The 21,724-nt window shown below is 28.6% G+C and carries 19 protein-coding genes; 13 read left to right on the top strand and 6 right to left on the bottom strand.

Translation table 11 applies throughout. The annotated features are described in order from the left end of the window. The first annotated feature begins 129 nt into the window (after nucleotides 1–129). From B0A57_RS02970 to B0A57_RS02940, 7 genes are all read left to right on the top strand, one after another. Complete coding sequence (locus B0A57_RS02970) at nucleotides 130–1,416, top strand: anthranilate synthase component I family protein (protein ID WP_034098373.1); 1,287 nt, start codon at nucleotides 130–132, stop codon at nucleotides 1,414–1,416. A gap of 141 nt (nucleotides 1,417–1,557) precedes the next feature. After that, the gene (tilS, locus tag B0A57_RS02965) at nucleotides 1,558–2,862 is read left to right on the top strand and encodes a tRNA lysidine(34) synthetase TilS (protein ID WP_034098375.1); all 1,305 of its coding nucleotides are present in this window, start codon (nucleotides 1,558–1,560) and stop codon (nucleotides 2,860–2,862) included. Between the two features lie 74 nt (nucleotides 2,863–2,936). Beyond that, on the top strand, nucleotides 2,937–4,949 hold the full coding sequence (locus B0A57_RS02960; protein WP_034098404.1) for a protein-disulfide reductase DsbD family protein: 2,013 nt from the start codon (nucleotides 2,937–2,939) through the stop codon (nucleotides 4,947–4,949). A gap of 894 nt (nucleotides 4,950–5,843) precedes the next feature. Then, on the top strand, nucleotides 5,844–6,659 hold the full coding sequence (locus tag B0A57_RS02955; RefSeq protein ID WP_011963740.1) for a 2,3,4,5-tetrahydropyridine-2,6-dicarboxylate N-succinyltransferase: 816 nt from the start codon (nucleotides 5,844–5,846) through the stop codon (nucleotides 6,657–6,659). Between the two features lie 20 nt (nucleotides 6,660–6,679). Further along, nucleotides 6,680–7,639 carry an exostosin domain-containing protein gene (locus B0A57_RS02950; RefSeq protein ID WP_011963741.1) on the top strand — a complete coding sequence of 320 codons (960 nt, stop codon included), beginning with the start codon at nucleotides 6,680–6,682 and terminating at the stop codon, nucleotides 7,637–7,639. 114 nt (nucleotides 7,640–7,753) lie between these two features. After that, complete coding sequence (locus tag B0A57_RS02945) at nucleotides 7,754–8,722, top strand: glycosyl transferase family 90 (protein WP_011963742.1); 969 nt, start codon at nucleotides 7,754–7,756, stop codon at nucleotides 8,720–8,722. Nucleotides 8,723–8,875: 153 nt separating this feature from the next. Beyond that, nucleotides 8,876–9,991, top strand: coding sequence for a glycosyltransferase family 4 protein (locus tag B0A57_RS02940; RefSeq protein WP_034098381.1), 1,116 nt, complete (start codon nucleotides 8,876–8,878; stop codon nucleotides 9,989–9,991). On the opposite strand, the gene B0A57_RS02935 is transcribed toward B0A57_RS02940, so the two are convergent. Genes B0A57_RS02935 through B0A57_RS02915 form a run of 5 tightly spaced genes read right to left on the bottom strand, consistent with a single transcriptional unit; the run spans nucleotide 9,973 to nucleotide 14,352 of the window. After that, nucleotides 9,973–10,719: a glycosyltransferase family 2 protein gene (locus B0A57_RS02935; RefSeq protein WP_034098383.1), complete on the bottom strand. Its 747-nt coding sequence runs from the start codon at nucleotides 10,717–10,719 to the stop codon at nucleotides 9,973–9,975. The genes B0A57_RS02940 and B0A57_RS02935 overlap by 19 nt on opposite strands. A gap of 2 nt (nucleotides 10,720–10,721) precedes the next feature. Then, entirely contained in the window at nucleotides 10,722–11,495 is a 774-nt protein-coding gene (locus B0A57_RS02930) for a polysaccharide deacetylase family protein (protein ID WP_034098385.1), read from the bottom strand. Beyond that, nucleotides 11,495–12,433, bottom strand: a complete 939-nt coding sequence (locus B0A57_RS02925) for a glycosyltransferase family 2 protein (protein WP_011963746.1) — start codon at nucleotides 12,431–12,433, stop codon at nucleotides 11,495–11,497. Before B0A57_RS02925 ends, B0A57_RS02930 begins: the two co-directional genes overlap by 1 nt. A gap of 2 nt (nucleotides 12,434–12,435) precedes the next feature. After that, entirely contained in the window at nucleotides 12,436–13,620 is a 1,185-nt protein-coding gene (locus tag B0A57_RS02920; protein WP_034098387.1) for a glycosyltransferase family 87 protein, read from the bottom strand. 9 nt (nucleotides 13,621–13,629) lie between these two features. Continuing rightward, a complete protein-coding gene (locus B0A57_RS02915) occupies nucleotides 13,630–14,352 on the bottom strand; it encodes a lipopolysaccharide kinase InaA family protein (protein ID WP_034098389.1) in 723 nt (240 codons plus the stop codon). A gap of 273 nt (nucleotides 14,353–14,625) precedes the next feature. Here B0A57_RS02915 and B0A57_RS02910 point away from each other — a divergent pair, with 273 nt between their 5' ends. Both B0A57_RS02910 and B0A57_RS02905 read left to right on the top strand, forming a co-directional pair. Beyond that, complete coding sequence (locus B0A57_RS02910; protein WP_034098391.1) at nucleotides 14,626–15,603, top strand: glycosyltransferase; 978 nt, start codon at nucleotides 14,626–14,628, stop codon at nucleotides 15,601–15,603. A 4-nt stretch (nucleotides 15,604–15,607) separates the two neighbouring features. After that, a complete protein-coding gene (locus B0A57_RS02905; RefSeq protein WP_038466880.1) occupies nucleotides 15,608–16,573 on the top strand; it encodes a glycosyltransferase in 966 nt (321 codons plus the stop codon). Between the two features lie 57 nt (nucleotides 16,574–16,630). On the opposite strand, the gene B0A57_RS02900 is transcribed toward B0A57_RS02905, so the two are convergent. Then, entirely contained in the window at nucleotides 16,631–17,917 is a 1,287-nt protein-coding gene (locus tag B0A57_RS02900; protein ID WP_052079114.1) for a glycosyltransferase, read from the bottom strand. 161 nt (nucleotides 17,918–18,078) lie between these two features. Between B0A57_RS02900 and gmd the strand changes: the two genes are divergently transcribed. Genes gmd through B0A57_RS02880 form a run of 4 tightly spaced genes read left to right on the top strand, consistent with a single transcriptional unit; the run spans nucleotide 18,079 to nucleotide 21,723 of the window. Continuing rightward, on the top strand, nucleotides 18,079–19,113 hold the full coding sequence (gmd, locus tag B0A57_RS02895; RefSeq protein ID WP_034098410.1) for a GDP-mannose 4,6-dehydratase: 1,035 nt from the start codon (nucleotides 18,079–18,081) through the stop codon (nucleotides 19,111–19,113). Then, on the top strand, nucleotides 19,097–19,990 hold the full coding sequence (locus B0A57_RS02890; RefSeq protein ID WP_034098412.1) for a GDP-mannose 4,6-dehydratase: 894 nt from the start codon (nucleotides 19,097–19,099) through the stop codon (nucleotides 19,988–19,990). The genes gmd and B0A57_RS02890 overlap by 17 nt, the downstream gene beginning before the upstream one ends. Nucleotides 19,991–20,040: 50 nt before the next feature. Further along, nucleotides 20,041–21,144 carry a glycosyltransferase family 2 protein gene (locus B0A57_RS02885; protein ID WP_034098415.1) on the top strand — a complete coding sequence of 368 codons (1,104 nt, stop codon included), beginning with the start codon at nucleotides 20,041–20,043 and terminating at the stop codon, nucleotides 21,142–21,144. A gap of 12 nt (nucleotides 21,145–21,156) precedes the next feature. After that, nucleotides 21,157–21,723, top strand: a complete 567-nt coding sequence (locus tag B0A57_RS02880) for an L-threonylcarbamoyladenylate synthase (RefSeq protein WP_011963755.1) — start codon at nucleotides 21,157–21,159, stop codon at nucleotides 21,721–21,723. Nucleotide 21,724: the final 1 nt, after the last annotated feature.

The raw sequence follows: 21,724 nt of genomic DNA, 5'->3' as shown, positions 1-21,724 counted from the left end.
TTTTTCAATCAATAATTTAACATGAATTTATCTATTATTATATAATTTTAGATTTACCAAAAACTGTGCCGAAATTTTTTATTCATTACAAGTAAAATGTTGTAATTTTGTTAGATATTCATTTTCAATTTGAGAACATCTATTTTTAAGGATTTACAAGATCCTATTTTATTTAAAAAGCAACTTTTGGCTTGGGGAAATCAGTTTAGAGAGGTTATTTTTCTAGACAGTAATCATTATCCGCAACAATATTCTAGTTATGATTGTGTTTTGGCTGTAGATGCCTTTACATCAATAAAAACAGACTCTTACAATGCTTTCGAAGATTTAAAGCAGTACCAATGTCAAGCACGAGATTGGATTTTTGGCTACTTATCGTATGATTTAAAAAACGATACCGAAGATTTAATTTCTAAAAATCGTGATGGTTTGTTTTTTCCTGATTTATTTTTCTTTCAACCTAAAAAGTTATTTTTATTGAAAGGAAATCAAATAGAAATTCAATACCTCAATATGTGTGATGACGAAGTTGAATACGATTTTATAGATATAAGCAAAAAGCAAGAAATAAAAGGCAAAAGTGATGTTAATCTTAAAATAGAACCACAAATATCTAAAGAAAAATATTTAGCAAAAGTGGGCGAAATGCTATCACGCATTAATCGTGGCGATATTTACGAAGCTAATTTTTGCATGGCTTATTTTGCAGAAAACGCTACAATAAATCCATTAGAAATTTATACTAAACTAAATACAATTTCCGAACCGCCATTTTCTGTTTTTTTTAAAAACAATACAAATTACTTACTTTCTGCATCGCCAGAACGCTACTTGCGAAAAGAAGGAACAACAATAATTTCGGAACCTATAAAAGGAACTTCAAAACGATTTTCTGATGCAATTGAAGACGAAAAATCGAAACTAGAATTGTCGCAAAATCCCAAAGAACGATCAGAAAATGTCATGATTGTCGATTTGGTTCGCAATGATTTATCGCACACTGCTACAAAAGGCACTGTTGTAGTAGAAGAATTGTGCAAGATTTATACTTTTAAGCAAGTACACCATCTTATTTCTAGAATTACTTCGCAAGTTTTACACACAACTTCCCCGATTGATATTCTAAAAACTACTTTCCCTATGGGAAGTATGACTGGTGCCCCTAAGATTTCGGCAATGAAAATTATTGAAGAATTAGAAGAAACAAAACGTGGTTTGTATAGTGGCACAATAGGCTACTTTACGCCTACTGGCGATTTCGATTTTAATGTTGTAATACGCAGTATATTATATAATTCTGAAGAAAAATATGTCTCTTTTTCTGTTGGAAGTGCCATTACTGCTGGCTCAATTGCTGAAAATGAATATCAAGAATGTATATTGAAAGCTAAAGCAATGCTGGAAGTATTGCAATAACATTGGTATTTATTTTATTACCGCAGATTAAAAATATTACCACAAATTTTTTTAAATCATTTTAATACGTTTAATCTGTGGCAAAAAAAGTTAGGTTATAGGGAATAACCCTAAATAAAAATGAAATAATTACTTTTAAAAATGCTTTTAAAACTAGAAAATCATCTCACCAAAAACTTGCCTTTTCTTAAAGAAAAAAAGCTCCTTTTAGCCACAAGCGGAGGAATAGACAGCATGGTAATGTTGCATTTATTCCAGAAACTAAATTACAACATTGCCATTGCGCATTGTAATTTTCAATTGCGTGGTTTAGAGAGTTTTGGCGACCAGCAATTTGTGCAAGAGTATGCTTCAAAAAATAAAATTCCGGCATTTGTAACTCATTTTGATACCGAAAATTTTGCCAAAGATTATAAATTATCAACTCAAATTGCCGCTAGAGAACTTCGATACAATTGGTTTTATGAATTGCTAGAAACCGAAAATTTCGACTTTATTCTCACCGCACATCATGCCGATGATAATCTAGAAACATTTATAATTAATCTAACAAGAGGAACAGGATTAGACGGATTGACTGGAATTCCTGAACAAAACGAACAAATTATTCGCCCCTTATTACCCTTTTCTCGTTCAGAAATAGAAGAATATACTAAAGAAAACAGCATACAATGGCGAGAAGACTCGAGCAATGCTTCCGATAAATATTTACGAAATAAAATTCGTCATGATTTAATTCCTATACTAAAAGTATTAAATCCTAATTTTCTAGATTCCTTTCTAAAAACACAAAATTACTTACAAGAAGCGCAAGTTATGATCGAAGATGCAACGATTATGATTTATCAGCAAGTTGCCAAAGAAGATAATGAAATTATTTCTTTCGATTTAAAAAAGCTAACCCAATTACCCAATTACAAATCCTATTTGTACCAATGGCTGAGAGAATATGATTTTACTGCTTGGGAAGATATTTACAATTTGGTCGAATCTCAATCAGGAAAACAAATTTTTTCAAAAAAATATCGATTACTAAAAGACCGAGATTTTTTAATTTTATCACTCATAAAAGAGTTAGAAAACGAAGCTTATTTTATAAAAACAAACCAAAAAGAAGTTAAAATTCCCTTAAATTTTTCTATTTGTAAAGTAAATGACATTTCTAGTCCTAAAAATACAATTATATTTGTTGATGAAGATAAACTTCAATTTCCATTAACCATCAGAAAAAGGAATGAAGGAGATTCTTTTTATCCCTCAGGAATGAAGGGCAAAAAGAAGTTGAGTAAATACTTTAAAGATGAAAAAATGTCATTAATAGAGAAAGAAAACACTTGGCTTTTATGTTCCAAAAATAAAATTGTTTGGGTAATAGGAAAACGTGCCGACCAGCAATTTGTAGCAAATAAAACAACCCAAAATATTATAAAATTAGAATTATTATAATGAAATCAAAGATTCAAAACCCTAGCTTTTGCAAACTAAAAAAGCAATTTCCAAATAACAAAATTAAAAGTTTTATGAGTACAAAAATAATTGCTGTACTCTTATTTTTTACAGTTTTAAATACACAAGCTCAAATTCTAGATCCCGTAAAATGGAACTCCAGAGTCGAGAAAATTTCTGAAACAGAATATAACTTAATTCTTGAAGGAAAAATAGATGCTGGTTGGCATATGTATTCTCAATTTACACCAGACGGAGGACCACTTCCAGCAGTTTTAAAATTTGAAAAAGGCAAATACGAATTAGTAGGAAAAACCAAAGAAAGCAAAACAAAAACAGCTTTTAATGATGTTTTTGAAGTAAATGAAACTTTTTTCGAGAAAAATGTGACTTTAACCCAAAAAGTGAAAATTACAAATCTAGATTTAAAAAATATAAAAACTGATTTAGATTACCAAGTTTGTAAAGAATCATGTATTAATGTAAATAAATCATTTTTATTTACATTTTCAAAATCAGATATCCAAGCTACAAAACCTATAATTGCTCTTAAAAATGTAGATTCTTCTACAATAACAAAACAAACTGTAAAAACTGATATTGCAAAACAAAAAAAGGCAAATATTTCTCAAAAAAAGGAAGAAAAAAGTGAAAATAATGGTATTTGGTCTATCTTTTTACTATCAATTTTAGGAGGATTATTTGCTACCATTACACCTTGTGTTTTCCCAATGATTCCTATGACAGTTAGTTTTTTCTTGAAACAATCATCTAGCAAATCTAAAGGGAAATTTAATGCCTTTTTCTACGGGTTTTGTATCGTTGCAATTTGTGTATTAATAACAATTCCGTTCCATTTAATAGAAGGAATAAATAGGGATATTTTTTCCGAAATATCCAATAATGTTTATTTAAATATTTTCTTTTTCATTATATTTACAGTATTTGCCATCTCCTTTTTTGGAGCTTTCGAAATTACAATCCCTAATAAATTTGCAAATAAAGTAGATAATGCTTCTAACAAAGGCGGATTAGTAGGTGTGTTCTTTATGGCATTAACCTTAATTATAGTTTCCTTTTCTTGTATTGGTCCAGCAATTGGTTTAGTAATGGGAACTTCCTTAAATTCTGACGGAGGTGCTACAATTCTATCGATAGCAATGCTCGGATTTGGTCTAGGATTAGCATTACCATTTATGTTTTTTGCACTTGCTCCTAGCCTGCTTAGTAATTTGCCAAAATCTGGCGGTTGGCTAAATACTGTAAAAGTTGTTTTTGGCTTTATAGAATTAGCATTGGCAATGAAATTTATTTCTAATGCAGACATTGGTTTAGACTTACATTTGCTAGAAAGAGAAGTTTTTATTGCGATTTGGATTGCCATATTTGGGGCATTATCGCTATATTTATTCGGGAAATTTACCTTGCCACATGATAGCCCAATAACTCATATAGCTGTTGGTCGGATGGTTTTGGCAGTAATCACATTATCATTTACAATTTATATGATTCCTGGACTTTGGGGAGCGCCACTAAAAATAATATCTGCATTTCCACCGCCAAGTACTTATAGCGAAAGTCCACAAGGATTTGGAAATAATAACATTGCAAGTAATACAGCACAATTACCTAAAAATGCGGTTTATGGAGTTCATAATTTAGTATCGTTTGAAGATTATGAAGAAGGTTTGGCTTATGCCAAAGAAGTAAACAAACCTATTTTAATAGATTTTACAGGAAAACAATGCCAGAATTGTAGGGTTATGGAAAACAATGTTTGGTCGGACGAAACGGTTTTAAAAATTCTTAAAAATGATATTGTATTAATTTCTCTTTACGGTGATGACAGAAAAGAATTAGCTACAAATGAGCAATATCTATCTAAAGAAACTGGGAACAAAATAACAACTATTGGTCAGAAATGGAGCGAATTTCAACGGTTAAATTATGGTACAAACGCAAGACCCTACTATGTTTTAATAGGTTTAGATGAAAAAAAGTTAAACAAACCCGTTCCTTACACTCCAAACATTCAGGAATATAAAACTTGGTTAGAAGAAGGAATTTCTAATTTTAAAAAACAATAAAGTTTAGTCTATATCTAGTAAAAACTAAAAGGTACTGAAAAAGTTTTTTTTCGGATAAATTAATCGGCTTAATTTTATTAAATATAGCATTTTGCGTTAGGGATTGCTTGGAAAGTTGGCTATTTTAGGCTCTGGTGCAGTGAAAATCCTTTTTGAGGTTTTTTATACCTCAAAAAGATTACTTCACCTTTTTTTTATTTTTATAAGAGTTCCGTGAACTTCGGTTGTAACATAAAACCCGACCCTTGTGGTAACGCCCAAATAATAAGATTTAAAAAAATGTTTATTGTAGAATTAATCAATAAAAAGGAGTAGAAATCTTAAATTTTATACTCCTTTTTTAATATATTTAGCTGTAATTATAAGCGTTTTCAAATGTTAGCATAACAGCAATTCCTGCTGCTAGAAGATACGCAACAAAACGCAACTCTTTATTAAATAGAGTAATACAAAAAAAAGAACATCAATTTTCCGAGAGTTTACTAACTGATTAGTAAGTCTCGCATATAGAAAATACAATAGATATACTATTTACAAAGAACCCGTATAAGACAAAAACCGACTCATAGAAAGTACAATAAAAAGAAGTCGATCAAAATAAGCGTAACTTGTCATTGTCTTCTGTAATTTTAGAAAAAAAATTATAGCATGAGCTTCTACTAATAGATTTGCTCGTTTTATATAAAAACACATTTACTTTTACACAAAAATATACAATTTTTTAGGTTATAATTTAGGGTTTACTAAGTACAATAATTTTTCAAATTGCCAAAAAAAGTTATCTTTGTTGCAAATATCCTATTCATAAGGTCTATTGCTTTTTATTACATCGATTACTTAAGTATTAAGAAATAATAATTAATATAAAATTAAAAGGAAATCCTCTAAAAACAAATGAAAAACTTACAAACTATCATAGAACAAGCTTGGGAAAATCGTGCTTTGCTACAAGAAGAAACAACTACAAATGCGATTAGAGAAGTCATAGATTTACTTGATGCTGGAACTTTACGCGTGGCAGAACCAAAAGGTGATGCGTGGCAAGTAAACGAATGGGTTAAAAAAGCGGTCGTGATGTACTTCCCTATTCAAAAAATGGAAACTTTTGAAGTAGGAATTTTCGAATATCATGATAAAATCCCATTAAAACGTGGTTATGCAGAAAAAGGAATTCGTGTCGTACCACACGCCGTAGCACGTCATGGCGCTTATATTGCTAGAGGTGTTATCCTCATGCCAAGCTATGTAAACATTGGCGCATATGTAGATGAAGGTACTATGGTAGATACCTGGGCAACCGTAGGAAGTTGTGCACAAATAGGAAAAAACGTACATTTATCTGGTGGCGTAGGAATTGGTGGCGTACTAGAGCCTTTGCAAGCAGCACCAGTTATTATTGAAGATGGCGCTTTTATTGGTTCTCGTTGCATTGTGGTTGAAGGAGTACATGTAGGAAAAGAAGCTGTTCTGGGTGCTAATGTTTGCTTGACAGCCTCGACAAAAATTATCGATGTAACAGGAGAAACTCCTATAGAAAGAAAAGGATATGTTCCTGCAAGATCAGTCGTAATTCCTGGTAGTTATACTAAGAAATTTGCTGCAGGAGAATTTCAAGTACCTTGTGCACTAATTATTGGTACTAGAAAAGCATCGACAGATTTAAAAACTTCTCTGAATGACGCTTTGCGCGAATATGATGTAGCGGTATAGAGCGCTAACCAAAATTATATATGGAAAATTTAAAATTATTTTTTGAAGGAAATGATTATTGTACAATTTTTTTTAAAAAAAATGTAAAACATATTAGTGTAAATTATAATGAATGTGACTTTGTAGTAAGTTCTAATTTTGAATTTGGAAATGCAAACAAAGAATACATTCAGAAAAGTTTAAATAAATATAATAATTCCCCAAAAAGGGTCATTGTTTTTCTAATTAGTGACTATAATAATGAATTAAAAATCCCTTCAAATGTAATTTTATTTAGAACTTCAATATATAAATCTATTAAAAAACAAAATGAGTATATTTTGCCATATATATGGGAATCGTTTTATGATGATTTTCAATCTCTAGCTAAAACAAAAAAACCAATAGTTGGCTTTTGTGGCAATGTAAAAAACAATACTGGCCTCAGAGAAAGTACAATGCAGAAAATAGAATCAGATACTCGCATTGCAACAAATTTTATAAAACATATAGGTTTTGGAGGAGGAAAAAGTGAGCTTATTGAGCGATTTAAAAATAATATTTTAAACTCTCATTTTACAATTTGCAATAGAGGAATGGGCAATTTCTCGATACGTTTTTATCAAGTATTATCTTTAGGAAGAATTCCAGTTTTATTAGATACTGATATGGTTTTTCCGTTTGATAAAAAAATAAATTGGGATTCCTATATAATCAAAGCAAAAACAGAAACTCAATTAACACAAAAAATAAATAATTGGTGGACTCAAAAAAATGAAACTGATGTTATAGAAGTGCAACAAAAATGCAGACAACTTTTTGAGGATTACTTTTCTGAAAAAGGCTTTGGTTCTCAAATTTTTAATTTTCTGATTATTGAAAAAAATAACCCTAAAATTATCAAATCAGAAAAACCTTTTTTTCTGAAATTTCCGCATCTAAAATATAAAATCAAGAAAAAAATAGCTACTATAAAAATTAATTTAAATAAGAAATCATAAACAAATAAAAATACAGAACGTCTTTTTTCGCATAAAAGTCAAATAGAAATTATAGATAATTATTAGTTTTCAAAACTATTATAACGAACAACATTTTCACTAATATTAATCAATATGAATTTATTTTTCATTTTAAATAATGGTAAAAACCCAAAATGGAAGTATTATTTAAAAAATATAGCCTTAGGATTTCTCCCTAAAATTATATTTAGAATACGGCTAAAACCAATTTTAAAAGAATTTGAAAAAAGAATCGACAAGCAATATATATTAGATAGAGTAAATTACTACAATAAACTTACAGTGATAACTTCACTACATGAAAATGCAAAAAAATTAAAAGAGAATACTATACAAAAAGAAGGCTCGGTATATTATTATGATACACAAGAAATCATACGCTATTTTAAACCAAACCTAAAATGGTTTTATTGTTATGGAGATATTACCCACATTCCGGAGAATCCCTCTATCTTAAAAAGTCGCCCTATTAGCAATAATAACCAAAATAGTATTTTACTAAAGCTAGATAAAGTTCGCCATTTCATTTTTTTAAAAGACCGAAAAACATACCAAGATAAAGCAAACAAAGTAATATTTAGAGGTAAGATAATTGGCAAGCAACAACGAGTAGATTTTATGCAAAAATTCTTTGGAAACGATCTCTTTGATATAGGAGATGTCTCGAAACACCTAATTAATCCACAGTGGAAAACACCTAAAAAAACACTTTGGGAACATTTAAATTACAAATTTATCATGGCAATAGAAGGAAATGATGTAGCCAGCAACTTAAAATGGGTAATGTCATCAAATTCTATTGCAGTTATGCCAAAGCCTACTTGCGAAACTTGGTTCATGGAAGCAAAATTAATACCTAATTTTCATTATATAGAAGTAAACCCTGATTTCTCAGATTTAGAAGTAAAAATACAATATTACTTAAAACACCCTGAGAAAGCACTAGAAATTATTAAAAATGCCAATGAGTACTGTGCTCAATTTTTCGATTACAAAAGAGAAAAAATAATTAGCCTACTGGTAATGGTAAAATATTTTGAAAAAACAAATCAATCCTACTAACTTTTTTTAAAGAGATACTAAAAACACTCAAATCTACTTTTAGTACATTTGTGTTGGGGGTAAACAGAATTTAAACTGTTTTCGAATTTCAGTAACTTACAAAAGCCATTACAAGCAAACTTATTCTAGAAAAATATTAATTTTAAAGAACAAATGAATATAGGATACGAAGCAAAAAGAATTTTTCATAACAAAACTGGCTTAGGCAATTATAGTAGGGATTTAGTACGTATTTTGGCTACTTATTATCCTAAAAATAGCTATTTTCTTTACAATCCTAAAAAAAATAAAGAAGCCCTTTTTACGACTAATTCACCTGTTATTTTCGAAAAATTGCCTACTACCTCATTTTATACTAAATTTTATAATTTGTGGAGACAAAAAGGAATTATTAATGATTTAGAAGCTGATAAAATTGAACTATTTCATGGATTATCTGGTGAAATTCCTTCTGGATTAAAAAGTAAAAACATAAAAAGTGTGGTTACAATTCATGATTTAATTTTCATGAGATACCCACACTTATATTCTTTTCTTGACAGAAAAATACATTATTATAAATTCAAAAAATCAGCAAAAAATGCTAATTTAATAATTGCAATTAGCCAACAAACTAAAGAAGACATTATTACTTATCTTAAAGTTCCTGCCCATAAAATAAAGGTCATTTATCAAGGTTGTCAAGCGGTATTTAAAGAAAAATATTCGGTAGAAGAAAAGAATAAAGTTACTGCAAAATATAATTTACCCGCAACGTTTATACTAAATGTAGGTACAATTGAAGAACGAAAAAACGCTTTAACTATTGTAAAAGCCATTAAAAATATTGATACCAAACTGGTATTAATAGGAAAAAAAACTGCTTATGCTGACAAAATAAAAACCTATATCAAAGAAAATGATATAGAAGAAAAAGTAATTTTCTTACAAGGTTTAACCAGCAAAGAATTAGCAATTACTTATCAACTAGCCACAGTTTTTGTTTACCCATCGGTATTTGAAGGTTTCGGGATTCCTATTATTGAAGCATTATTTTCTAAAACACCTGTTATTACTACAAATTCTGGTGTTTTCCCCGAAGCTGGCGGACCAAATTCTATTTACATAAACCCTAATAATGCTGAAGATTTAAAAGTAGAAATAGAAAAACTTTTGCTTAGCGAACCTTTAAGAAATGAAATTTCAGATAAAGGTTTCAACTTTGTTCAGAAATTTAATGATAATCTCATTGCAAAAGAAATTATGCAATGCTATGAATCTTTATTTTGATGCAAATCATATAATTTTGCATATTTTATAAAGCTACCAAAGGCCGATAACATACTCCAAATGAAGCCTTGATACCCATTTAAAAAATTTCGATGAAGGAAATAAAATCGAATAAAATCGAATGGAAATTTGATTATTACTTTAGCCAATGAAGCTTTTTTTCCTTTTTCGAACAAAAATTCCCCACTTAAAAGTGAATATTTAACTTGCTTTTGTATTGCTGTCGAAACATCAAAAACGGTATAATGAAGCATTTCGTTTTTAAGCACCCCAATTTCCCCATCAACTGTAATAATTTCATGCACTTTGTTTTCGATAAATTTCCCCTGTTTTTTATTAAAAAACCGAAGAATTGGCTTCTTGTTTTCGCTACCTGATTTAAAAATTTTATGCAAAAAAACATGAGTTCTAGGAATTAAGTAGCCATTACATGAAAAATCGATGTTTTTAATTTCTGATATTAATTCGTCCGACAAAACTTCGTCTGCATCGAGTGATAAAACCCAATTATTAGTGGTCTGATTTAATGCAAATTGCTTCTGCTTACCAAAATTTTCGAATTTATTATAAATCACTTTGGCACCTAATTTTTCGCAAATTCTAATTGTTTTATCAGTACTTCCAGAATCGACAACAATAATTTCATTTGCCCAAGAAAGTTTTTTAAGGCATTTTTCAATTATTTTTTCTTCGTTGTAAGCAATTATAAATACTGATATTTTTTGCATAATTATATTGTGGTTAAAAAATCTTTAAAAGATCCAAATTTATAGTTTCTTTTGTTCATCCAAACTAACATGCGATCAAAACGTGCGATCATTTCTTTGCCGCTATTTTTAGAAACATACGCAGGAAAGCCAAATTTTTCGGGCTGTTTCAAATTCGTAAATTCCCAAGGATGAAAATAAATATTTAAATAATTATCTTTATTAATTGTCCATTTAATTAAAATTTGGTACAACCACAAAGGCAAATTATGAAAAGACAACCAGAATAATGGAAATCGAATAATTGGACTTACCGATGCTGGAATTTGCCACACTCCTACTTGTTTAAAATAAGTCCTAGGTTTATCGAAATGATTGTATCTACCAGGTAAATAGGTGGGATTTATAGACGAATTGTATAAATAACCAGCTTTAAAAATTTCTTTTTCATCAACAGGAAACATACGAGGCATACGGTAACCTACCACTTTAGTATTGGTTATTTCTTCTAATTTTTCTCTAGATTCTCGCAAATGTTCTATTGTAAAGTCGCTATGATAATAACTATGAGAAGCTATTTCGTGTCCGTTGGCAATAATTCTGTTTATAATATCGGGAGCATTTTGAGCAAAAATAACTGTACTAAAAAAAGTAGCTTTTACCTTATTTTTTTCTAATAAATTTAAAATTACTGTTGTTCCTTCTATAGAAATTGCTATTTGTTCTTCGAAAGAGATTGATTTACCATATTCGAAAGGCATGTCAAATTCTTCGATATCAAAACTTAATAATACCATTATTTATAATTTGTTTCTTTAATTAGATAATTGGGACGACCTTTAGATTGCATAAAAATTTTACCTACATAAATTCCTACAATACCTAAAACTATTAGATTTAATCCTCCGAAAAATACGATGGTAAAAATTACCGATGCCCATCCAGAAATGGCTAAACTATAAAAAAGGCTATAAAAAACATAAGTACAATAGAACAAAAATCCGATTCCTGACAACAAAAAACCTAAATATATAGACAAATACAAAGGTTTTGTGCTAAAGGAAGTTATGCCATGCAAGGCTAATTTTATAAGTGATTTTATAGAGTAAGTACTTTCGCCTGCAAAGCGTTGCTCTGGGATATAAGGGATTCCTATTTGTTTAAATCCAATCCATTTGACCATTCCTCGTAAAAAAAGTTCGTATTCATTAATATTTTTTAATGATTTTATTACTTTTTTATCCATCAATCGGTAATCTGCAATACCATTTTCTAAATTAATATCAGACAAATAATTTACTAATTTATAAAATACTTTCGAACCTATTCTGTTTTTAAAACTGGCATCTGGGTTATTTTCTTTCCTAAAAGCATAAATTACTTCGTAACCGTTTTCCCATTTTTTAATCATTTCTTTGATTAATGCTGGTGGGTGCTGCAAATCGGCATCAATAGTTACTAATGCGTCTCCTTTTGCTATATCAATTCCAGCTTTTAGGGCTTGGTCTTTTCCAAAATTTCTAGAAAATTCTATATATTTTACAAATGATTTATTTTCGGCTTCTGTTTTTAGAATTGAAACAGAATCGTCTATACTTCCGTCATCTACAAAAATTAATTCGAAATCATAAGTAATTTCGGCAAAAACATTTTCAATTTCATTGATGATTTTTGAAATATTTAGTGATTCATTAAAACAGGGTATAACAATAGATATTTTATTATTTAAACTCATTTTTAAGTTGTTATAGAACGGTATTTATTAAATTGCTTGGTTAGCATTTCATAAATTATAGCAATCCAGATAAGCACACAAGGCAAGGCTTTTAGTGCATAAGGACGAATATAATTTTCTCTTAAAAATTTAGGCATTAAATCTGATGGAGATAAACTTGTTAAAATCATAGCAAAAACAAATAAGAATACATGAAATTTTGATATTGGTTTGGGCTGAATAACAAACCAAATTGCAACGCCTAGAAATGCAATAATATAGGTTGGTGATTCTGATCCTGTACTAAAAATAACTGTAAATATTAATACCGAAGCTAATAGCATTAATCTAAATCCTTTTTCTTTGTATTGTTTTATTCTCAAATATTGCAACCCAAATAATATAATTCCGCTAAATAAAAAGGGTAGGTTTGAAATGTTGCTGTCTTGCATAAATCGTCGAACCATTCCCATTAAACAGATATCTTGATAGGAAGTTAAGTTTGTGTTTTCGGTGTTTTTATCAATAATATCGTAAAACCATTGCTGATAAGTTTGAATAATATAGTCTGGAGATGAAATAAGCATAGGAAGCGCAAAAAGGATAACGCTCCAGAAGATTAAGGATGCTATAAACTTAATTTTATCTTTGGTAAAAAAGAAAAATGCCAACCCAACAATACCATACAATTTAACAAATACTCCTAAAACTATAAAAAAAGCTGCCCAAAAAACTTTTTCTTTATCTACATATACAAAGGAAAGTATAATAAGTGCGGTCATTAAAGGATTAAACTGAAGCCCTAACAAAGTAGTTAGAAACTCATGAAAACAGATCCATAAAACAGCTGCTATTTGAGTTTGTTTTAGTGGTAGTTTTGTAATTGCCCATACTAAAACTGAGGCATTAAAAATTCCCCATAGCACTATTCCAACACAATCTGGTAGCATAGCAAAGGGAGCGATTAGCAAACTAAAAACTGGTCCGTAATGATTGTGATCGAAATATTCAGAAGGATATTCACTATATAAAGGAAGCTTATTTATGGTATGAAAATAAACTGCCTTAAAAATTTTATAATTATTGTATCTACCAATAAATAACTGTTTTACAACAGAAACAATGGTAACAAGAAGCCATATTGCTATAATATATTTTTTATCTGTAAAAAAAGGATGCTTAAAAATGTTTCTAAAAAAATTATTCATACTAACAGTCTATTTAATACCTAGTTTCTTCTTTAACCTAATTTTTCTTCTTGCTTTTTCTTGAAACTCCGAAGCATATTTCCACATTAATTGAAAGGTTTCTTCTTCAGGTTTTCCGTATAATTTTGCGTATTCAAAACTTATAATTTTTATCATCGCTTCACTAGGTGTGATACGATTAAAATTTTTCATTCGGGTCTTAAAATCCATTTCTTTATGAAATTTCATTCTATTTAAATCTACCAAATAAAACTCATATTTATCTTGACTAACTTTTTTTAAGAGTGTATTTCCAGAAGAATGATCTAAAAATTCGATACCTCTTTCATGCAGATTGAATGTAAAGTATGTAAATTGCTTTAGTATATCATCTAAGTTTTCATTTGGAGTATTAAATAAATCTTTAAAAACATAATCTGGCGATAAATGCTCGCAAATATAATAACTATCTAATAATCTAAAGGCAGATTTATTTTCATAAAAACCAATAGGATTAGGTGTTCCAATTCCTTTCTCTGATAATATTTTGGCATAGTTATAAGAACGTTCTGCTTTAGATTTTCTGAAAAATTTGTACACAATTCCGTTAAAAAAAAAGGGGATTTTAAATGATTTTACATTTAAAATTATATCATTATAAGGTATTGTTTTTATTTTATTTCTTTTACCTATTACAAAATCGCTCCCTAAAGAATCAAAATTGGTAATAATGTTGAGCAATTCGTTATTCATAAATATATTTTGAAAAACAAAAATAGACTAATTTTAGATTTTAAATATTCTGATTTCAAAAAAATAATTAAAAAAAGTAAAATTAAAGTCGAAAGTCATCAAGTTTTAAGCCCGCAAAGACCTACCACACTAACTTATTATGTTTTTAATTTTTGTAACAAAAAATAAGTAGTAGAGTAAATTAATAAACTAGACCTTTTTATAAAATTGCCTTTTTGGCTTGTTACTTTAGCAAAAAATATTAATACCTTTGTTAGGTTATAAAATTTAAAAATGTCTCAAAAAATTTGCATCATTAGTTTTGACCACTGGAACTACGACAAACACATAGTTGATAAATTAAATGAAAAAGGTATTGATTCTTTTCACATAAAAATTGGTGGTTTTAAGCATAAAAATATAGGTACAAGAATTATTAACACATTTAGTAAAATAGTACTTGGAAAAAATCCTAAGATAAAAAAACGTCAGGAACATATTATAAAAATGCTTGAAGAAAAAGGTTTTCAAGATCAAATCCTAGTCATAAATCCTGAAGTTATTAGTTTAGAATACCATCAGAAAATAAAAAAATTTACACCTAAATATATTGCCTATTTATATGACAGCGTAGAAAGATGCCCTATCGAGCATTTGTTACATGGCGTATTTAACGAAATATACTCCTTCGATAAAGGAGATGTAAAAAAATATGGTTTTAAAGAAACAACAAATTATAATTATCTCGAAAAACAACCTATAACCGATGGTCTTTCGATTAAAAATCAGGTTTTATACATTGCTTCTTTTGACAATAGACTGGAGAAAGTCATGTTGCTAAAACAAGCTTTCGAGAAAATAAAAGTGAGTTATAAATTTATAATTGTAGGAAAAAAAACGAGTTTATATAAATTAAAAAATGTTTTTTCATCGAAAATATTAGGAATCGAATTCAAGAGAAATCGCATCAAACAAAATGATTTAAAAAAATTATATGCACAAACACAAACCATACTCGATTTAGTTAGAGATAACCAATCAGGGCTTAGCTTTAGAGTTTTTGAAGCCATGGCTTTTCAGAAAAAACTAATTACAAATAACAAAAATATTAAGACTTATAATTTTTATAACCCTAATAATATTTTAGTATTAGAAAATGAAAACTATGATTTTGATAAATGTTTTTTTGAAACCAATTACGAACCACTTTCTGATAAAATTTATTACCAATATTCTTTAGACAATTGGGTGAATACTATTTTCAAAATATAAATAAATGAAAACATCGGTAGCATTATGCACATATAATGGTGAGAAATATATTAAGGAACAATTAGATTCTATTTTAAACCAAACAAAAAAAGTTGACGAAATTATAGTTTGCGATGATTGTTCATCCGACAAAACTGTCGAAATTTTAAATCATTATTCTTCGACAAATCCTGGTTTATTTAAGATTTATATTAATGAACAAAATCTTCGCAGTGTAAAAAATTTCGAAAAAGCAATTACTTTATGTACTGGTGATATTATTTTTCTGTCAGATCAAGATGATTTTTGGGTAGAAATTAAAGTAGAAAAATATGCTGAATATTTTAATAATAACCCTAAAATTGATGCATTAGCATCAAACGGTTATTGCATCGACGAAAGAGGAATTGTTCATGATAAATATGCAATTTGGGATGTACCTCAATTTTTAAGAGAAAAAAATATCGATTATAATTATTTCAATATGATTAGTTATTTAGAAAATATTGCAACTGGAGCTTCAATGGCTTTCAGAAAAAAAATCATACCCGAAATAATACCTTTTCCAATAATGAAAAATTTTCATCATGATGAATGGATTGCATTAGTTTCTAGCAATAATAATGCTTTTGAAATGTTGAATGAAAAATATTTTTACTATAGAATTCATAATAATCAACAAGTTGGAGGTGTTTTTTTTAATGAAACCCAAAAAGAAAAATTATTACTAACAGAGATTTTTGATTATAAAAATTATGAAATATCATTTTATGGTTATAAAAAAAGATTGAAAAAAATCATTAATTCATACAATCAAATAGAAACTTTTTTAGCTTTTCAAACAAATTTAGACAATCGATTTGGCTTCGTTTTATTAGAACTAAAAGAATTAATTAATAACACAAAATTTGAAATGAAGAAAAGATATTTTATTAAAACCAGTTTATTAAATTTTACAGATAAACTATTAAAAAAACGTCAATTTAGTTAGAAAATGAATATCTCATTTTTAACCAACAAAAAAAAACATTCGTAAAAAATTACGCTTTTATTTATTTTTATTTTTATTTTTACGTTTTAATTTTCTATTTCTAAAGTATAGTTTAACATCTAATATTGTAGTAATTAACTTGCTTTTATAAACGAGACGAAGTTCTTCCTTTAGTTTTATATTTTCTAAATAAACAGAAATGTATCCGTTTTTGATTGGATCTATTCTAAAATTCTCTAATATTGACTCTATTTTAGTTTTAATTTCATTCCCTATTTTTATAGTTGAGAACTCATTTAGTATTGTTTCATTACCTTTATTTGCAATTTCTTTAATCGCAGTTGAATTTTCTTTTACTCTTTTCATTAATTCTCCCATGTACTCAAAATCAGGATCAGACCAAATCGTATTTTTGTCATAATTGATGATTTTTGAATCTACTGTACAGGTTTTATAATCAACTAAAAAGCTATTTTCATTATTCATAAATTCTAGATTCCCTGAGTAACCCGTTGCTATAACTGGTTTCCCAAAAAACATAGCTTCGGCCATGGTGAGACCAAATCCTTCTGAACGGTGAAGAGAAACATAACTATCGCAACCTTTTATAATGTTATGTAAAGTGTATTTCTCGAATATTTTTTCTACAATATTTATATTTTCAAACCCTTCTATTTCCTCCAATAATTTTAATTTTTCTTTTGCAAACCTAGTAGCTCTAGAGGTTTTGATCGTTAGCGAAACTGTTTTATCGTGCTTGTCAAATGCTTTTTTGAATGCTTTAATTAAATTTATAGGATTTTTTCTTTCGAGTGTACTGTTGTAATCGAAAATAAATAAAAAATTAAAACTTGATTTATCATAGAATTTTTCGGCTTCCTCATCGATTGTATCTGGTATTACAATTTCAATAGGATAATGAATAACCGTTACTGGTATGTTAGTAACCTTAGAAATTACATTTTGACAATATTTTGCAGGCACCCAAATTTCATCAAAAAAGCTAATATTATCTACATATTCCTGAGGGAAATATTCAGACTCCCAATTTAAATAATAGATATTGTATTTATTTTTAAACAAGCCAGAATCCTCAAAATAAGTTAGCGGTAAGCTTGCCTCTCCTGGTCCTAATAACACTAAATTTATTGAATAAGGAGCTTCTTTTGTAAAGTTTTCGAAAGTCTTATCTTCGTGACGATGATTTGTTTTTATGTCTAAATTTATTAATGCTACTGGAATATCTACGCTTTGCATAGCTTTTATTAGTAATCTTACGGCTTCACCTAGACCAAATTCACCATTTATATATCCAAAAACGTTAACGCCAATTTTCTCTTTCATAGTTAAAATAATTTACAAAAAAACAAATGCAAAAGTAATTTAAATTACCTTTTAATAAAACTTCAGGGACAAAGATATACTTTTGATTAATTCTTTTTCGGGTTGTTTTAAAAAAATGTACTTTTGCATAAAAGCAGTTAATAAAAATTTAATATATATACATGAAAAAAGCAATCATAACAGGTATTACAGGACAAGATGGTGCATATTTAGCTGAATTACTTTTAAGCAAAGGATATGAAGTTTACGGGACATATAGACGTTCTAGTTCTATGAATTTCTGGAGAATTGAAGAATTAGGAATTCAAAACAATCCAAATTTGCATTTACTAGAATATGATTTAAATGACCAAACGAGCAATATCCGACTAATAGACAAAGTTCAGCCAGACGAAATTTATAATTTAGCAGCACAAAGTTTTGTAGGGGTATCTTTTGATCAACCAATTTCTACGGCACAAACAACCGGAATTGGGGCTTTACATTTATTAGAAGCTATTAGAATAATTAATCCTAAAATTAGATTTTATCAAGCCAGTACCTCAGAAATGTTTGGTAAAGTACAACAAGTACCACAAACCGAGGACACCCCTTTTTACCCAAGAAGTCCTTATGGTTTTTCGAAACTTTTTGCACACTGGGCAACAATAAACTATAGAGAAAGTTATGATATTTTTGGTGTAAGTGGTATTTTATTTAACCACGAATCGCCCTTAAGAGGAAGGGAATTTGTAACAAGAAAAATTACAGATACCGTTGCTAAAATATCTCTTAAAAAACAATCTATATTAGAATTAGGAAATTTAGATGCACAAAGAGATTGGGGTTATGCCAAAGAATATGTAGAAGGAATGTATAAAATGTTACAATACAAGGATGCAGAGACTTTTGTTTTAGCAACCAATAAAACATTTACTGTTAAAACTTTTGTAGAACTTTCTTTCAAACAAATTGGCGTCGATCTAGTTTGGAAAGGTCAAGGTGTCGACGAAAAAGGTTTTAATCAAAAAACTAATGAATTATTAGTTCAAATTAACCCAGCATTTTTCAGACCTTCAGAAGTAGAATTGTTAATTGGTGATGCAAAAAAAGCAAATGATTTATTAAACTGGCATCCTAAAACAAGCTTAGAAAAACTTTGCTCAATAATGGTGGAAGCCGATATAAGAAGAAACACAAATGGATTCTCATTCTAAAAAAGTTTTTATTACTGGAATAAATGGTTTTACAGGAATTTATCTTTCTAAATATTTTGCCGATAAAAACTTTGAAGTTTTTGGTTTAGCAAATAGTAATAAAAGTAAAAATCCTAATATCTTTATTTGTAACTTATTAGAAAAAGAAAAACTAAGTGCAATTATAAAAGAAATTCAACCAAGCATCGTAATTCATCTTGCAGCAATATCTTTTGTTGGACATGAGAATCTTAACGAAATGTATGATGTAAATGTAATAGGAACACAAAACCTGCTAGAAGCAATAAAAAACGAATCGAAAGATAGTATTCGCAAAATAATTATAGCAAGTAGCGCAACCGTTTACGGAAACCAAACTGAAACAGTACTTTCAGAAGCTTTATGTCCTAATCCCGTAAATCATTATGGGATTAGTAAACTAGCTATGGAATTTGTTGCCAAAACTTATTTTGACACACTACCAATAATTATAACAAGACCGTTTAATTATACAGCACCAGAACAAAATGTAAATTTTGTAATACCCAAAATCACGAAAGCATTTAAAGAAAAAGCTAGCGTATTAGAACTGGGAAATATTAATGTATATAGAGAATATAATTCGATAAATTTTATTTGTGAATGCTACCATAAGTTAGCAATAAGTGATTTTTTATCAGAAATTGTGAATTTATGTTCTGGAAAAACACATTCGCTAGATGAAGTTATAAATGCCTGCAAAGAAATTTCAAAACATAATTTAGAAATTAAGATAAATCCAGCTTTTGTAAGAAACAACGAAATATATAAATTATCCGGTTCCCCTGAAAAACTAAATGGTATGATTAGTTTAACAGATGATTTTTCGATAAAAGAAACTTTAAAATCTTTTTTTTAAACAACCCCAATTAGTTCAAAAAAAAAATTTACAACAACGCCCTTGTAATTATGAAAAATTTAGTATCCATAATAGTTCCGTGTTACAACGGAGAAAACTATTTAAACAATACATTAGAATCTGTTTTTAATCAAGAGTATAAAAACTGGGAATGTGTAATTGTTAATGATGGTAGCACAGATCAAAGTTCAAATATAATAGATAACTGGGTAAAGAAAGACAATCGCTTTTTTCACCACCATCAAGAGAATCAAGGGGTATCAACTTCAAGAAATAATGGCGTTCAATTGGCTAAGGGAGAGTACATTTTTTTTCTTGATGCTGATGATTTATTACCTTCAAATTCGATACTGGATTTGATTAATTCAATTGATATCAAATCTGATTTTGTCGTAGGAATAACCCAAATGAGAAACATTCTTACAACTGAATTTTTAGGTGAAACACATCATTTTAAATACACTCAGGGCACATTAAAAAATTTGAATAAGGAAATAATTCTGAAAATAATTGAAGAAGGACATTGCGTTACGGTAATGAATAAAATATATCGTAAAACATTCATAGAAGATAATTCGCTTCAATTTAAAAAAGGAATTTTACATGAAGATTATTTATGGTTTTTTGAAACCTGGTTTTTAGCAAAACAAATCTCATTTTGCAATAAGGAAACTTACTATTATCACACAAATAACATTCATTCCATTACAAATAACAAAAAAGATCAAAACATAATATATATTTTAAAAGCATTCGATATTATTAACGAAAAATATTATAATAATATTATATTTAAAAATTATAAAGAAATTATAGGTATATATTTAACTTACTTTAAAACCTTGATTTTAAAAGAAGTAAACACTATAGAAATAAATAATAACACCTTAAAGCTTGTTCATAATAAATTTAAGAAAAACCAATACCCAAGATCTAAACCTTATCTATCTTTATTAACAGAAAACAAACATTATATATTTACTTTGCTATCCTTTAATACGATTAAGACAATAAATAAATATTTTGAAATTATAGATTCTCCAAAAAAATATGATAGATATAAAAGACGTTTTATTCTAAATCGCCCATTATTTTTCAATTTTTTTAAAATAAAACACTATAATAAAAAATTTATCTGGAAATTAAAGATTTAAAACCTTCTTAATATGGACATCAACCAAGAAATACACAACGCCTACGAAGTCATCAAAGAAGGCGGAATCATTCTTTACCCTACCGATACCGTTTGGGGAATAGGCTGCGATGCTACAAACCCTGAGGCAGTTGCCAAAATATACAAACTCAAACAAAGAGCCGAAACACAAAGCATGATTTGCCTCATGAATGGCGAAAAAATGATGTACAACGTTTTTAAAGACATCCCAGAAGTAGCTTGGCAAATTATGGATGTGTCCGAAAAACCAACTACTCTAATATTAGACAATCCTAGAAACATAGCACCAAACTTAATCGCAACAGATAAGACACTTGGTATTAGAATCGTAAAAGAACCATTTTGCTTCAAATTACTAGAAAGAATGAAAAAACCTCTAGTATCAACTTCAGCAAATATTTCTGGACAACCTACCCCTATTGCGTTTAAAGATATTAGCCCAGAAATTTTAAAAGGTGTAGACTATGTTGTAAATTTGCATCACGAAAAAATTGGAGGAAAACCATCTACAATCATAAAATTAACGAATGATTCGCAAGTAAAGGTCATTCGCAAATAAA

It is taken from the genome of Flavobacterium psychrophilum DSM 3660 = ATCC 49418, from assembly GCF_002217405.1.
GTDB classification, from domain to species: Bacteria; Bacteroidota; Bacteroidia; order Flavobacteriales; family Flavobacteriaceae; genus Flavobacterium; species Flavobacterium psychrophilum.
The sequence above is the reverse complement of the archived record's forward strand: the minus strand, read 5'-3'. Positions and strand labels throughout refer to the sequence as shown.

Coding starts and splice junctions, on each gene's coding strand:
- tilS (WP_034098375.1), top strand. CDS start 1,558: ATGCTTTTAAAACTAGAAAATCATCTCACCAAAAACTTGCCTTTTCTT.
- B0A57_RS02960 (WP_034098404.1), top strand. CDS start 2,937: ATGAGTACAAAAATAATTGCTGTACTCTTATTTTTTACAGTTTTAAAT.
- B0A57_RS02955 (WP_011963740.1), top strand. CDS start 5,844: ATGAAAAACTTACAAACTATCATAGAACAAGCTTGGGAAAATCGTGCT.
- B0A57_RS02950 (WP_011963741.1), top strand. CDS start 6,680: ATGGAAAATTTAAAATTATTTTTTGAAGGAAATGATTATTGTACAATT.
- B0A57_RS02945 (WP_011963742.1), top strand. CDS start 7,754: ATGAATTTATTTTTCATTTTAAATAATGGTAAAAACCCAAAATGGAAG.
- B0A57_RS02940 (WP_034098381.1), top strand. CDS start 8,876: ATGAATATAGGATACGAAGCAAAAAGAATTTTTCATAACAAAACTGGC.
- B0A57_RS02935 (WP_034098383.1), bottom strand. CDS start 10,719: ATGCAAAAAATATCAGTATTTATAATTGCTTACAACGAAGAAAAAATA.
- B0A57_RS02930 (WP_034098385.1), bottom strand. CDS start 11,495: ATGGTATTATTAAGTTTTGATATCGAAGAATTTGACATGCCTTTCGAA.
- B0A57_RS02925 (WP_011963746.1), bottom strand. CDS start 12,433: ATGAGTTTAAATAATAAAATATCTATTGTTATACCCTGTTTTAATGAA.
- B0A57_RS02920 (WP_034098387.1), bottom strand. CDS start 13,620: ATGAATAATTTTTTTAGAAACATTTTTAAGCATCCTTTTTTTACAGAT.
- B0A57_RS02915 (WP_034098389.1), bottom strand. CDS start 14,352: ATGAATAACGAATTGCTCAACATTATTACCAATTTTGATTCTTTAGGG.
- B0A57_RS02910 (WP_034098391.1), top strand. CDS start 14,626: ATGTCTCAAAAAATTTGCATCATTAGTTTTGACCACTGGAACTACGAC.
- B0A57_RS02905 (WP_038466880.1), top strand. CDS start 15,608: ATGAAAACATCGGTAGCATTATGCACATATAATGGTGAGAAATATATT.
- B0A57_RS02900 (WP_052079114.1), bottom strand. CDS start 17,917: ATGAAAGAGAAAATTGGCGTTAACGTTTTTGGATATATAAATGGTGAA.
- gmd (WP_034098410.1), top strand. CDS start 18,079: ATGAAAAAAGCAATCATAACAGGTATTACAGGACAAGATGGTGCATAT.
- B0A57_RS02890 (WP_034098412.1), top strand. CDS start 19,097: ATGGATTCTCATTCTAAAAAAGTTTTTATTACTGGAATAAATGGTTTT.
- B0A57_RS02885 (WP_034098415.1), top strand. CDS start 20,041: ATGAAAAATTTAGTATCCATAATAGTTCCGTGTTACAACGGAGAAAAC.
- B0A57_RS02880 (WP_011963755.1), top strand. CDS start 21,157: ATGGACATCAACCAAGAAATACACAACGCCTACGAAGTCATCAAAGAA.